General features: G+C 65.3%; 15 protein-coding genes. 4 read left to right on the forward strand and 11 right to left on the reverse strand.

Features of this window, described 5'->3' with window-relative positions; translation table 11 throughout:
* The first annotated feature begins 519 nt into the window (after window positions 1–519).
* Window positions 520–1332, forward strand: a complete 813-nt coding sequence (locus ACO055_RS09760) for an alpha/beta hydrolase (RefSeq protein ID WP_422062366.1) — start codon at window positions 520–522, stop codon at window positions 1330–1332.
* Between the two features lie 356 nt (window positions 1333–1688).
* Here ACO055_RS09760 and ACO055_RS09765 read toward each other — a convergent pair whose 3' ends face one another.
* From ACO055_RS09765 to trbB, 11 genes are read right to left on the reverse strand one after another with little or no spacing between them, the layout of a single operon-like run.
* Window positions 1689–1910 (reverse strand): DUF2274 domain-containing protein, encoded by a 222-nt coding sequence (locus tag ACO055_RS09765; protein WP_037557589.1) that lies wholly within the window; start codon window positions 1908–1910, stop codon window positions 1689–1691.
* The gene (locus ACO055_RS09770) at window positions 1907–3139 is read right to left on the reverse strand and encodes a TrbI/VirB10 family protein (protein WP_374046498.1); all 1233 of its coding nucleotides are present in this window, start codon (window positions 3137–3139) and stop codon (window positions 1907–1909) included. Before ACO055_RS09770 ends, ACO055_RS09765 begins: the two co-directional genes overlap by 4 nt.
* A complete protein-coding gene (gene trbG, locus ACO055_RS09775; protein WP_327523827.1) occupies window positions 3136–3951 on the reverse strand; it encodes a P-type conjugative transfer protein TrbG in 816 nt (271 codons plus the stop codon). Before trbG ends, ACO055_RS09770 begins: the two co-directional genes overlap by 4 nt.
* 35 nt (window positions 3952–3986) lie before the next feature.
* Entirely contained in the window at window positions 3987–4670 is a 684-nt protein-coding gene (gene trbF, locus ACO055_RS09780; protein WP_037557588.1) for a conjugal transfer protein TrbF, read from the reverse strand.
* Window positions 4671–4674: 4 nt separating this feature from the next.
* Window positions 4675–5955 (reverse strand): P-type conjugative transfer protein TrbL, encoded by a 1281-nt coding sequence (trbL, locus tag ACO055_RS09785; RefSeq protein WP_037557587.1) that lies wholly within the window; start codon window positions 5953–5955, stop codon window positions 4675–4677.
* Between the two features lie 4 nt (window positions 5956–5959).
* Complete coding sequence (trbK-alt, locus tag ACO055_RS09790) at window positions 5960–6202, reverse strand: putative entry exclusion protein TrbK-alt (RefSeq protein WP_037557586.1); 243 nt, start codon at window positions 6200–6202, stop codon at window positions 5960–5962.
* 1 nt (window position 6203) lies between these two features.
* Window positions 6204–6920 carry a P-type conjugative transfer protein TrbJ gene (gene trbJ / locus ACO055_RS09795; protein ID WP_422062367.1) on the reverse strand — a complete coding sequence of 239 codons (717 nt, stop codon included), beginning with the start codon at window positions 6918–6920 and terminating at the stop codon, window positions 6204–6206.
* Window positions 6917–9370, reverse strand: coding sequence for a conjugal transfer protein TrbE (gene trbE / locus ACO055_RS09800; RefSeq protein WP_037557584.1), 2454 nt, complete (start codon window positions 9368–9370; stop codon window positions 6917–6919). The genes trbJ and trbE overlap by 4 nt, the downstream gene beginning before the upstream one ends.
* Window positions 9367–9636: a VirB3 family type IV secretion system protein gene (locus ACO055_RS09805; RefSeq protein ID WP_037557583.1), complete on the reverse strand. Its 270-nt coding sequence runs from the start codon at window positions 9634–9636 to the stop codon at window positions 9367–9369. The genes trbE and ACO055_RS09805 overlap by 4 nt, the downstream gene beginning before the upstream one ends.
* Window positions 9636–9968 carry a TrbC/VirB2 family protein gene (locus ACO055_RS09810; protein WP_037557582.1) on the reverse strand — a complete coding sequence of 111 codons (333 nt, stop codon included), beginning with the start codon at window positions 9966–9968 and terminating at the stop codon, window positions 9636–9638. Before ACO055_RS09810 ends, ACO055_RS09805 begins: the two co-directional genes overlap by 1 nt.
* Window positions 9965–10948: a P-type conjugative transfer ATPase TrbB gene (gene trbB, locus ACO055_RS09815; protein ID WP_037557689.1), complete on the reverse strand. Its 984-nt coding sequence runs from the start codon at window positions 10946–10948 to the stop codon at window positions 9965–9967. The genes ACO055_RS09810 and trbB overlap by 4 nt, the downstream gene beginning before the upstream one ends.
* A 208-nt stretch (window positions 10949–11156) precedes the next feature.
* On the opposite strand from trbB, the gene ACO055_RS09820 reads away from it, so the two are divergent.
* Genes ACO055_RS09820 through ACO055_RS09830 form a run of 3 tightly spaced genes read left to right on the forward strand, consistent with a single transcriptional unit; the run spans window position 11157 to window position 12579 of the window.
* Window positions 11157–11672, forward strand: coding sequence for a helix-turn-helix transcriptional regulator (locus ACO055_RS09820; RefSeq protein ID WP_105998659.1), 516 nt, complete (start codon window positions 11157–11159; stop codon window positions 11670–11672).
* Between the two features lie 59 nt (window positions 11673–11731).
* Window positions 11732–12064 carry a hypothetical protein gene (locus ACO055_RS09825; RefSeq protein WP_037557580.1) on the forward strand — a complete coding sequence of 111 codons (333 nt, stop codon included), beginning with the start codon at window positions 11732–11734 and terminating at the stop codon, window positions 12062–12064.
* A 41-nt stretch (window positions 12065–12105) separates the two neighbouring features.
* Window positions 12106–12579 (forward strand): hypothetical protein, encoded by a 474-nt coding sequence (locus ACO055_RS09830; RefSeq protein ID WP_037557579.1) that lies wholly within the window; start codon window positions 12106–12108, stop codon window positions 12577–12579.
* The last annotated feature ends 62 nt before the right edge of the window (window positions 12580–12641 follow it).

The following is a 12641-nucleotide window of genomic DNA, read 5'->3' on the forward strand; positions in this document are numbered from 1 at the left end:
CTTTGCCCCCAACCACATTGCGCAACCCGATGACGAAAGTATCGCACCCTGCCTGAGACGCGAGCAGTGCTTGCCCGATCGAACTATTCAGGTTGTTCAGACAACCGCGCTGCGGCTTCAAAGGCGCGGCGCGTGTTTAGCGAGATTGATCGCCGACCCACGGCATGTCCCTAAAAAAATTGGACGCTAGCCCGAGAAATCATCCTTTGGTCACCCGGTCAATTAAGGGTTGGATGTCGTCAGGAGAAATTTTTCCGGTGGCGATCCGAGGTGAGGAAGCAGGAAAATGCGGAATGTGGGGCGGTTCGGAATTTCATTGCAGCGAAGCGTGATTCCAGCAGGCCTTTTGTGCTTTCAAGGCTTCGTTGTTGGCTGCAGCGAGGCCGAGACGCGTGATCCTGACGCTAAGGGCCCGACAAAGATGCCCGAGACGGCAAGCGTTGAGGGCAGGGAGGAGGGCGTGTGGCAACCCCAGCGGGCCATCAGCAGACGCCACCGTGGCCTGGAGCGGCGCCGAACATGGAGGATGTCAAACTTCCTCCAGAGTATAGCGAAACGGCAACGAATCCGAAACGCTTCGCCGGACGTCCGGTTACCGGCGCCTTCAACGTCACTGTGCCCACTCTCACGGTGTTTCCCGCCCAACAACCAGGCAATGGCACAGCGATGCTGGTTTTTCCCGGCGGAGGATTCTCCAAGCTCGCGATCGATCTGGAAGGTAGTGAAGTTCGCGACTGGCTGACTTCAAGAGGCACCACTTGCGTGCTCGTCAAATACCATGTTCCCAAAAGCGGCCACCATTATGATGAAGACTGCCATTGTGCAGTGACGCCCAAGCACCTCCTTGCGTTGCAGGTCGCCCAGCGTGCGATACGCCTGGTGCGCTCGCGCGCCAGCGAGCTCAAGATCAACCCCCGCAAGATCGGTGTCATAGGCTTCTCAGCCGGAGGGTATCTGGTCGCGCAGACCAGCAATATATTCGAACCTGCTTATGAGGCGGTCGACGAAATAGACAAAGTGAGCAGCCGGCCCGATTTTGCCATCGCAATGTTCCCAGGCCACCTGTGCAGATCGGGGGGCTCGCTTGATCCTGGTATCAAAGTTACCAAGATGACCCCGCCAACATTTCTTCTTCAGGCTTGGGACGATCCCGTCGATCCGATTTGCAATAGCATAGTCTATGCGCGAGCGCTGGACGAGGCAGGTGTTCCAGCGGAAGTCCATCTCTTTGCCAAGGGAGGGCACGCCTTCGCCATGCGCCCGCTGCGTCATCCCGTTGAGCGATGGCCGACGCTCGTGGAAGATTGGCTAAAGGACACAGGAATTCTTTGAGCAAATAGGGCAAGAAATGACCCCCTCTCCCCGGAATGTTCGCTACTCAGGGGAATCGCTGGTCTTGGCCGATCGGAGATCGCCGGGTTTCTGACTGAAACTAACCGAAAGCCGACAACGGTTTGAGCTCCAGGGTATCTTTTGGCGCTGCCGTACAATTATCGGTCGGCTCGCGACGCTATCCGCGCGGTGCGACCCAGAAGAGCTCTTCCTTTCAGGAAACAGAGATCTTCATCTGACGCCCGCACGGTTTCGATCGCGCGGGCGTCTTTTTTTTGGCGCACCGCCGCCAGCGGTTTGAACGAACACATATGGGTGATCACGCCTGACCGACGTGAGGATGACGCCGCAGACACTCAGCGCCGCCGCCGTTCCGTCGCAAATCCACGATCGGTCGCGATAAAGCGCTCGATCATCGGCACCGCGATCTTTTCCGGCGCCATAGGCGCCGCGAGGCCATTAGCCTTCGCATGCACCTCGGCATAGACGAGCAATTCGCGATGGAGGGATCCCGTCAATTCGATCGACAGCTTCACGGGCTTGTCGTCGGCGATGGGGCCTAGGCGCAGCTTGCTCATGGGGCCGCACCCGCCGGCGGTTCGAGTATCAGATCGCGTGTGACAAGGACCCGCAAAGCGAAGCCGGGGCGGATCGTGAGGGTTGGCGGGATGTTCATCTGACGCTCGACGAGCCGCCGTCCCGACTGGTTGACCGTATCCTGCGGCCCGTCGCGAAGCGCCCGCACGAGCGCATCATCCCCGTCCGAGCCAAGTTCGGCTCCGACGCCGAGCAACGAAGAGACGAGCGCCGCGCGCAGCATCGACCCCCAATGATGGTCGGTGCGATCGGCAATCCCCGCCATGCCCCGCGCATCGGCGCCGGGCTGACGATCGAGCCGGATCGATCGGCCACCGGGCAGGATCAACCGGTTCCAGGCCAGCAAGACGCGCTCCTGCCCCACGGATATTTCGCTGTCATAGTCGCCGATCAGCCGGGCACCCTGCGGAATGAGGAGAATGCGACCCGTCGGGCTATCGTAGACATTCTGGGTCACCTGCGCCGTGACCTGTCCGGGAAGGTCGGACCTGATCCCAGTGATCAGCGCGGCCGGAATGAGACTTCCCGCCTGAAGGATGTATGGCGAAGCAGGCGCATGAAGGCGCTCGGCACTCTCGAACGGTTCGGCGGAGCCGCCCGCGAGAAAGGCGCGCCGCGCCGCCGCCGGAGTCCGCGCGCCGCCTTCGGGTGCCGACATGGTCGCGGCGGACGGTTCGATCGATCCACGCTGCGCGTCTGCCACCGGCGCGCCCGAGGTCCCTCCTCCAAGGAATATCCGGCTCGCCGTGGCGGCCTCGCGCTCCAGCCGCGCCCGATCGCGCGCCTTGTCGGCGGGTGAGCGCCCGCCGGCGGGCGGATTTCCCATCGGCGGCACCGGGATCGTCTCGCCGTTCTGCTGCGCCGAGACGATCGGTCGCCCGAGATCGCCGGGTAGCGGCGGTCCGAGCTTCGGCACCTTGCCATAGTCGGCGGGCGCACCGGTGACGACTTCGGCGCGATTCGCTCCATCGGCCGTGTAGAGATTCTCGGCGGTCTTCGGGGCTACGGGTTGCAGCGCCCAGAGCAGAGCGCCGCCGATCGCGGTGCCGCCGGCAGCGCCGATCATCGCGAGCGCCTTGCGCGAAAGCCGCATGACCCGCGGCGTGTCGCCGCGTAGCCGAAAAGGATCGACCTCCGGGCCGGGCGCCGTGCGCTCGCCCGCTTCCGGCACGTCGGCGGGCGCCACCGCCTCGCTTGCCGGCCCGGTCACGACCGCCCCCGGCGGCGCGGCATTTCACGCTTGATCCGAACGACGCGGGCCTGCTTTCCGGCGCCCAAGCGGAGTTCGCCGCGCTCGAAAAGGCGGTCGACGATCATGTAGCGGCCCTGCACCCGGTAGTTGACAAGCTCGGCCTCGCCGCTGCCGCCGATGACGAAGAGTGGCGGCATATCGCCGGTGGCGATATCCTCACCGAATTCGATGATTAGCTGGCGCGAGTCGTCGAAGGCGCGCACCGGCCGCCACGCGGCCTTGTCGCCTGCGATGCGGTAGCGGAAGTTGAGCGCGGCGAGATCGATCGCCCCGGCAACGGGCGCCACCCTCGCCGCCTCGGCCTCGGCAAGCTGCAAGGCGATCAGCTCATCGGCGGGATAGGTCCAGGATACCGATGCCATATAGGCCGCGGCGGTCGCGCGCAGCTCGACATGATAGGTGCGCCGGTCGGTGTTGATGATGAGATTCGTGGCGATATCGGATCGGGTGGGTTTCGCCAGAATATGCACGCGCCGCCGGGCCCCGGTCCCGCTGACCGTATCGCCGATGATCCAGCGCACCGTGTCGCCCGCGGCGACCGGCCCCGGGCCGACGAGCTGTTCGCCTTCCTGAAGGACGATATCGGTGACCTGCCCTGGCGCAGCATAGACCTGAAAGAGCGCGCCTTCGGACCAGGCATATTGCTGGATGGCGTTCCGATAGCCTTGCCGGTCGGGCTGCACGCGCGCCTCGGCGTTGGCGCGGCCGACGCGCTGGCGGGGATCGGCGGCCTCGCTCGCCGCGGCGGGCGCCGCAAGGAGGGACAGCATGGCTCCGAGTGCGATCGGAAGCAGAGGATATCGCGTCATTGGCTGAGTTCCTTCGACCAGTTGATAGCATTGACAAACAGCCCGATCGGGTTGCGGCGAAGCGCGTCGGGCGTGCGTGGCGGCCGGATCGCGACGGTCACGATCGCCGACCAGCGCGAACGCTCGACTAGGCTGCCGTCCTGATATCGGCGCTCGCTCCAGGCGATGCGGAAGCTGTCTTTCGAAGCCCGAATGACGCTCGACACATCGACCGCGACCTGGGCCTTGCCGACCTCGGCAAAGGGATCGTTGGTGCGGGCATAGTCATTGAGCGCCTGCGCTCCGGTCGCGGTGGTAAAGTCATAAGCGCTGAGCCAGTCGGCCCGCAGCACGACCGGATCGGCGGGAATGCTGCGAACATGTTCGATGAAGCGCGCGAGATGGAACGCGACCTGCGGATCGGTCGGTTGATAATCGCCGTCGGCCGGCGCGACCGCGCGCGCTTCACCCAGCTTGTCGACCTCGACGACCCAGGGCGTGATCGTCCCGCGGGCGGACTGCCAGACGAGGCCTCCGGCAAGACCACCGGAGATGATCAGCGCGCCGAAGAAGGCGAGCCGCCAGTTCTTGGCCTGGACCCGCGCAGAACCGATCCGATCGTCCCACACTTGCGCGGCGCGCTGGTAGGGCGTGACCGGCTCGGGCGCGCGGCCATAATGATTGGTGGGTCTTTTGAACATGGGATCAGTCCTTTTCGCTGATGTTCGGCGCCGAGCCGGCCCCGTGGCTGTCGCCGCTCTTGAGCGTCTGCGCGCCGATGGTCGCGCCATGCGTCATGGTCTGGCGCCGCCGCATCGCCGCCGCCCAGGCCGGAGGCGCGCTGGCAGCTTGCGCTGGCGCCGCGCTATCGGTGGGACCGTCGCGGCCCGACGCGAAATTCGCGCGAACCCGTTCGGCCATGCTGCGAACAGGTGAAGCTGCGCCGCTGGCTGCCGTACGTGCCACATTCGCAAGTCCCCCGCCGATGGCCTTCGCTCCGCTCTTCCCGGCCGCGCCCGCCGCATAAGCTGTCGACGCGCTCCCCGCTCCGCGGGCACCGGCAGCAGCTGTGCCGCGCGCCGCCGCTGCAGCCGCGCCGGTGGCCAGGGTCGCGCCAGCCGCCCCGGCGGCAAGCGTTGCGCCTGCGGCGACTGCGGTGCCGGCGGCGGCCCCTGCTCCGAGTTGCGGACCGCCGGCGACGATCCCGTTGGCGATCGAGGGACCGAAGATGCCGAGGCCGAGCAGCGTCAGTGCGCCGAGCGCGATCGCCATGACCTGTTCGATGTCAGGCTCCGGACCGAGGCCGGCTTGCATGAAGCGGTCGAACAGGGTCACCCCGATGCCGGTGATCACCGCGAGGACGAGCACCTTGATGCCCGAAGATATGATGTGGCCAAGCACGCGTTCGGCCATGAAGGCGGTGCGGCCGAAGAAGGCGAACGGCAGCAACACGAAGCCCGCGAGCGTCACCAGCTTGAATTCCAAGATGGTAACGAAGACCTGCACCGCGAGAATGAAGAAGGCGAGGACGACGATCACCCAGGCGATCAGCAGGATCATGATCTGCACGAAGTTGGTGAAGAGACCGACCGGGCCGACGAGGTCCGCCGACGCATCGAGCAGGGGCTGCGCCGCATCGATGCCGGTCGCGGCGACGACGCCGGGACGCATGAAGTCGCCGATCGCCATGGCGCCGCCGCTCGCCTTAAGGCCGAGGCCAGCGAAGCTTTCGAGCATGATGACGGCCAGCGCCTGGAAGTTGCCGATGATGAAGGCGAAGACGCCGATATAGAGCGTCTTCTTGACGAGCCGCTGGATGATGTCCTCGTCGGTGCCCCACGCCCAGAACAGCGCGGCAATCGTCACGTCGATGACGATGAGGGTCGAGGAGAGAAAGCCGACTTCGCCCCCGAGCAGCCCGAAGCCGCTGTCGATATAAGTCGAGAAGACCGCCAGAAACTGGTCGATAACGCCGGTGTCTTCCATCGGGCTAGTCCTTCTGTCCAAAGAAATGGCGGCGCCTGGCGTCCCAGGCCGCTTCACAGTCCGCATCGGCGACCGTGACCGTGCGGCAGCGCTCGGCCACGTCGGCGGCTGCCGGGTGTGCGCCCGCCGCGGAGATCGGGGGGGCGGGCGCACGAGGCGTAGGCGGCGATGACGCATGCAGAATTGCCAGCGTGATGAGCAGGCCGCCCAGCACCGCGACCGCCGCTATCTTCGCCGCCCGGCCCATCTCAATTGCCTTTGCGGAAGCGGCGGAAGCGCTCGCGGCCTTCGGCCTCGGCGGCGGCGCTGCGCGCCGCGTCGAGCATCTGCGCCCGGCCCTGCGCGGCGAGAGCGGCGGTGAGGTCGGAGATCTGCTGCGACTGGACGGCGAGGATCTGGTTGCCCGCCTGCGCCGCCTGCAAGGCGCCGGTCGCCGACTGGCTCGCCGAGACGAGGGTTCCGATCGACTGGCGCGTGCCGCCGATGTTGGTGACGACGCCGGCCTGCACCTTCATCGCATCCTGGAACGCGCCGACGCTGTCGTTCCAACGCGCCTCGGCATTGGCGACAATCGCCGCCTGCGGCCCCGACAAGGCTGCGCCCTTGTAGCGGGCATCGAAAGCGGTCTGGATATCGCCGACGTCATAAGCGACGCGCTGCGCTTCACTCAGCAATTGGCGGGTGCGATCGACCTGGCCTTGCAATTCCTTCAGCGTCGAGACGGGCAGGCTGGTCAGATTGCGCGCCTCGTTCGCCAGCGACGTCGCCTGGTTTTGCAGCATGGAGATCTGATTGTTGATCTGCTCGAGGGTGCGCGCGGCGGTCAGGATATTCTGCGCATAGTTGCGCGGATCGTGAACGATGCCGCCGATCTGCGCCGCGGCGGGAACAGTCACTCCGCTCGCGATCAAGGTCGATCCGGCGAGCAGGGCAGCAAGCAGCACGCGGTTCTTCACATTCTTCATAAAAAGGACTCCTTCAGCTGGTCGGGGGTTTCGAGGTTCGCGAGCAGATCGGCGGCCCAATAGAGGCCGCGGTGACGCAGCCAGAATTCGGCAAAATCGGCGTGGCCGCGCGTCTCGATCAGCTCGCCGATCTTGATCTGGTCGGTCTTTGAAGAGGCAGCGGTGAAAGCGAGTGCGATGTCGCCGAGGCCGAGTTCGAACAGCCGGTTGCCGCGTCGCGACTGGCAATAATAGTCGCGCTTCGGCGTTGCGCGGCTCAATATCTCGATCTGGCGATCGTTGAGCCCGAAGCGTTCATAGACCCGCGCGATCTGAGGCTCGGCGGCGCGTTCGTTGGGCAGGAAAATGCGTGTCGGGCAGCTCTCGATGATCGCCGGCGCAATGCGCGAGCCCTCGATATCGGCGAGGCTTTGCGTCGCGAAGATCACGCTCGCATTTTTCTTGCGGAGCGTCTTCAGCCACTCGCGCAGCTGCGCCGCGAAGGCGGGGCTGTCGAGCACGAGCCAGCCTTCGTCGATGATGATCAGCGTCGGTGAGCCGTCGAGGCGGCCCTCGATGCGGTGGAACAGATAGGCGAGGACCGAGGCCGCCGACGAGGCGCCGACCAGCCCTTCGGTTTCGAGCGCCTGAACACGCGCATCGCCAAGATGCTCGGCCTCGGCGTCGAGCAGCCGTCCCCAGGGACCGCCCACGAGATAGGGCGAAAGCGCGAGCTTCAGCTCTTGCGATTGGAGCAGGACGGCAAGACCGGTCAGCGTGCGCTCGCGGATTGGCGCCGTCGCGAGCGACGTGAGCGCCGACCAGAGATGCTCCTTCGCGGCCGGATCGACGTCGACCCCTTCGCCCGCGAGCAAGGCGGCGAGCCATTCGGCTGCCCAGGCGCGCTCCGCGGCCTCGTCGATGCGCGCCAGCGGTTGCAGAGCGACCGACCCGGCGCTGCCGGCATCGTGCAGCGCGCCGCCAAGATCCTGCCAATCGCCGCGCATGGCAATCGCCGCGGCGCGGATCGAACCGCCATAATCGAAGGCGAATATCTGGTTGCCCTCGTAGCGGCGGAACTGGAGCGCCATCAGCGCGAGCAGGACCGACTTGCCCGCACCCGTCGGGCCGACGACGAGGCAATGACCGACGTCGCCGACGTGCAGCGAAAAGCGGAACGGGGTCGAGCCTTCGGTCTTGCCGTAAAGCAAGGGGGCATCACCGAAATGCTCGTCCCGTTCCGCCCCCGCCCACACCGCCGACAAGGGAATGAGATGGGCAAGATTAAGGGTGGAAATCGGGGGCTGGCGAACATTGGCATAGACATGGCCGGGGAGGCTCCCGAACCAGGCCTCGAGCGCATTGACGCCTTCCACCGTGCAGGTGAAGTCGCGGCTCTGAACGATTTTCTCGACGAGGCGCAGCTTCTCGGCCGCGAGCGCCGGATCGCGATCCCAGACGGTGATCGTCGCGGTGACATAGGCGATGCCCGCCTCGTCGGCGCCAAGCTCCTGCAGTGCCATGTCGGCGTCGGCCGCCTTGTTCGAGGCATCGCTGTCCATCAGGACAGAGGCCTCGTTGGTCATCACCTCCTTGAGGATCGCGGCGACCGACTTGCGCTTGGCGAACCATTGCCGCCGGATCTTGGTCAGCAGCTTGGTCGCGTCGGTCTTGTCGAGCATGATGGCGCGCGAGGACCAGCGATAGGCGAACGCTTGGCGGTTCAATTCGTCGAGCAGGCCCGGGAAGGTGACGCTCGGGAAGCCGGTGATGGTGAGGGTGCGCAGATGATGATCGCCGAGCCGCGGCTCGAGCCCGCCGACGAGCGCTTCGTCGGCGAGCAGCGCGTCGAGATAGGCAGGCGTCTCGGGCACCCGGACGTGCTGGACCTTGGTCGAGACACAGCTGTGGAGGTAGGTTAATGTCTCGCCGTCATCCAGCCATTCGGCCTCGGGCATGAAGCCCTCGACGAGATGGAGCATGCGCCCCGTGCGATCGACGAAGCTTTTCAGCAATTCCTTGGGGTCGACGCCGGTCTTCGAGCGGCCCTCATAGAGCCAGTACTCGGCGCGCGCCGCTTCCTCTGCCGGCGGCATCCACAAGAGGGTCAGATAATAGAAGCTCTCGAAATGGGCGCCTTCCTCGCGGAACTGCTCGCGGCGTTCGACATCGACCAGCTCGGACACCGCATCGGGGAACTCGGACACCGGATAGGTCACCGCGGGCACACGCTGGGCTTCGACGAAGACTGCCCAGCCCGACCCGAGGCGCCGCAGCGCGCTGTTGAGGCGCGCGGTGACCGCCACGAGTTCGGCGGGCGTGGCGCTGTCGAGGTCGGGGCCGCGGAAGCGCGCCGTGCGCTGGAACGCGCCGTCCTTGTTCAGCACCACGCCCTCCGCCACCAGGCAGACCCAAGGGAGAAAATCGGCGAGGCGGGCGGATTTCGTGCGATATTCGGAGAGATTCATCATGAGCGCATCCAGACGGGATATTTGAGGTGACGCCGGGCGACGTCGACGAACTGCGGGTCGCGGCGGGCGGCCCAGACCGAGAGGGTGTGGCCGACCGCCCATATCGCGACGCCGACGATCCAGAGCCGGAGGCCGAGACCGACGGCGCCCGCGAGCGTGCCGTTGACGATCGCGAGGCTGCGCGGCGCCCCGCCGAGGAGGATCGGCTCGGCGAGCGCCCGGTGAACCGGAGCAAAGAAGCCCGGCACTTCCCCTTCCCGGCTCATCACACGAGCGCTCCGCCGCCGAAGGAGAAAAAGGACAGGAAGAAGCTCGATGCAGCGAAGGCGATCGACAGGCCGAACACGATCTGGACCAGCCGGCGGAACCCACCCGACGTGTCGCCGAAGGCGAGGCTGAGACCGGTCACGATGATGATGATCACCGCGACGATCTTTGCGACCGGACCCTCGATGCTCTCGAGGATCGACTGCAGCGGCGCTTCCCACGGCATCGACGAGCCGCCGGCATAGGCCGGCGCGGATACCGCAAGCGCAACGAACATCGCGGTCGAACAGAGCATGGCGCGCCGTGCGCCATGCCGAAGAGCATGGATCATCGATTTTCTCCTTCAGGGGTGATGAGCGGGGTCAGCCGATATTCGAGGTTCAGCCGGTCGAACCCGTCGATGCGGGCGAGTTCGGCGAGGCGCCGGCCCGTTCCGTCGCGGACGAGCACGGCGACCAGATTGATCGTCTCGGCGAGAAGAGCGCGCGGGACGGTGATCACGGCTTCCTGGATGAGCTGCTCCATACGGCGCAGCGCGCCAAGCGCACTCCCGGCATGGATTGTTCCGACACCGCCGGGATGACCTGTGCCCCATGCTTTCAGGAGATCCAGCGCTTCGGCGCCGCGCACCTCGCCGATCGGAATGCGGTCGGGCCGGAGGCGCAGCGAGGAGCGGACGAGATCGGACAGCGATGCGACACCGTCCTTGGTGCGCATCGCGACGAGATTGGGCGCCGCGCACTGCAGTTCGCGCGTGTCCTCGATCAACACGATCCGGTCGCGGCTGCCCGCAATCTCGGCGAGCAACGCGTTGGTCAGCGTCGTCTTGCCGGTCCCGGTGCCGCCCGCAACGAGGATGTTGAGCCGGTCACGCACGCCGCAGCGAAGTATGTCCGCAGCATCCGCCGACATGATGCCCGAGTTCACATAATCGCCGAGCGTGAAGACCGCGATTGCCGGTTTGCGGATCGCAAAGGTCGGCGCGGCAACGACCGGCGGCAACAATCCCTCGAAACGCTCGCCTCCTTCGGGCAGCTCGGCCGATACGCGCGGCGCGCTGCCATGCACTTCGGCGCCGACATGATGCGCGACGAGACGAATGATGCGCTCGCCATCGGCGGCGCTCAGTGTTTCACCGCTGTCCTCGATCCCTTGGCCGAGGCGGTCGACCCACAGCCGACCGTCGGGATTGAGCATGATTTCGATGACCTCGCGGTCGGCGAGCCAATCCGCGATCGCACCGCCCATCGCGGTGCGCAGCATGCGCGCGCTGCGGTGACGTGCCTCCAGCCGGATTGGTTCTGCGCCCATCGGGAACCCCGTTTCATGAGCCTTGGCGATGATGCCCGGCTCGACGGGGATGAGTAAGAGACGCAGAGAAAACCCAAATTCAACAAGGTTTTCGCGCCGTCGTACCGTCTCGTAGAAAGACAGGCCGTGGCGTAGGTCGATCCGCATCGGAACGGATAAAAATCATGGTGGAACTTGTGAAACGCCCGATTTTGACAACAGTGTAACAATGACTGATTCGGGGTCGCAGCCGTCAGAGGATGAATTGTGCTGGGCGCGGCTCACGGACAAGCAGCGCGCTTGTCTCGATCTTGTGCTTGAGCATCAGACCTCAAAGCAGATTGCGCGGCGGCTCGACATCTCGAAACAGGCCGTCGATCTCAGGCTCACGACCGCGCGCGATATTCTGGGAGCGGACAGTAGAGCCGAGGCGGCCGTCCGCTATGCGCGTCTCAAACGGACCTATGACCGAATACCATGGGATCCGATCATACTACCGCCGCAGGCCAGACTGATGCCATCCGATTTCCCGGACGGAGAGCCGGCCGCATTGGCGCTGAACGATCATGCATCGCTCGCCAAGCATCCCAATGCGGTCGACCCGCCGTTCAAGGGTCTCTGGAGGCGCGATCACGCGCGTTCGAGCAAAGTCTGGATCATGGCGGCGATGTTCGCCGGATTGATCCTGCTGACGCTGGCGGGGGTGACGATCGGTGAAACGCTCACCCGTCTGATTTCCGGCTGATCCTTTCATCCTGTCTGTCACCAATAGGCCGGAGCGATGCTTCCGGCAGAGGAGAAGTCATGTCCCAAGCACTTACAATCACGGCAGCCCGTCTGATCCGCGACGTACCCGCCGCCGAAGTCAGGATCGACGATGCACTCATCGCAGTGTCTTCGCTGATGACCAGCGTCGTCACCGCGCGGCGCGACACCGCCGGGGTGCCGGCGACCAGAGGGCAGGCAACGATCCGCCGATTGATGAAGGCGCAAATGGCGCTGGTCGATGTCAGCGGCGATATTCTGCGGGTTCATGGCGAACTCGCCGATATCGGGCGCGAGACGGCGGGTTATGACCTCCATGAATGCCCGTCGATCGCGGAGGCGGGAACGAGCGTGCGGGCGGCCGCAGCCTGACGCCGGTTGACCGGGAGCGACAGCCGTGAAAGTTTCAGGGCATGCGCATCGCCTTGTTTCTCGCTTTCTTGGCTGTTGCTGTCGGCTATGCCGCCTGGAAGGGCGGCGGGCCGGAACGGACGATGGCGGCGATCGCAGCAACGATGGTGGGCTTGGATCAATTGCTCCACCTGTTCGTTCCGCCGACCTTCGCTTCACTCGACACCGGTCATCTCGCGATCGACCTGTTTGGAGCCGCATCCACCGTCACGCTCGCGCTGTTTGCGCATCGCTTCTGGCCCATGTGCATCGCCGTCTTGCACATGGTCCCGCTCCTTGCGCACTCGAGCCGGATTCTCGACGTGGCGCTGCATCCGGCAGCCTATCTCGCGATGCAGGTGGCGACGTCCTGGCCGGTGCCGGCGATCCTCATCCTCGCAACCTGGCGCCACCAGCGTCGGCTGGCGCGCGGCGCCAACGAGCCATGCTGGCAGATCTCGTCGCGGCCATCGATCCCGAGCATTGCGAGTCCCTAGCCGAGCGACTGCTCGCGGAACATCGGACACTCGCACGCCTTTTCGCCCAGTCCCCCGAAGCG

This window comes from Sphingopyxis sp. (genome assembly GCF_965227415.1).
In the GTDB taxonomy this organism is placed as follows: Bacteria; Pseudomonadota; Alphaproteobacteria; order Sphingomonadales; family Sphingomonadaceae; genus Sphingopyxis.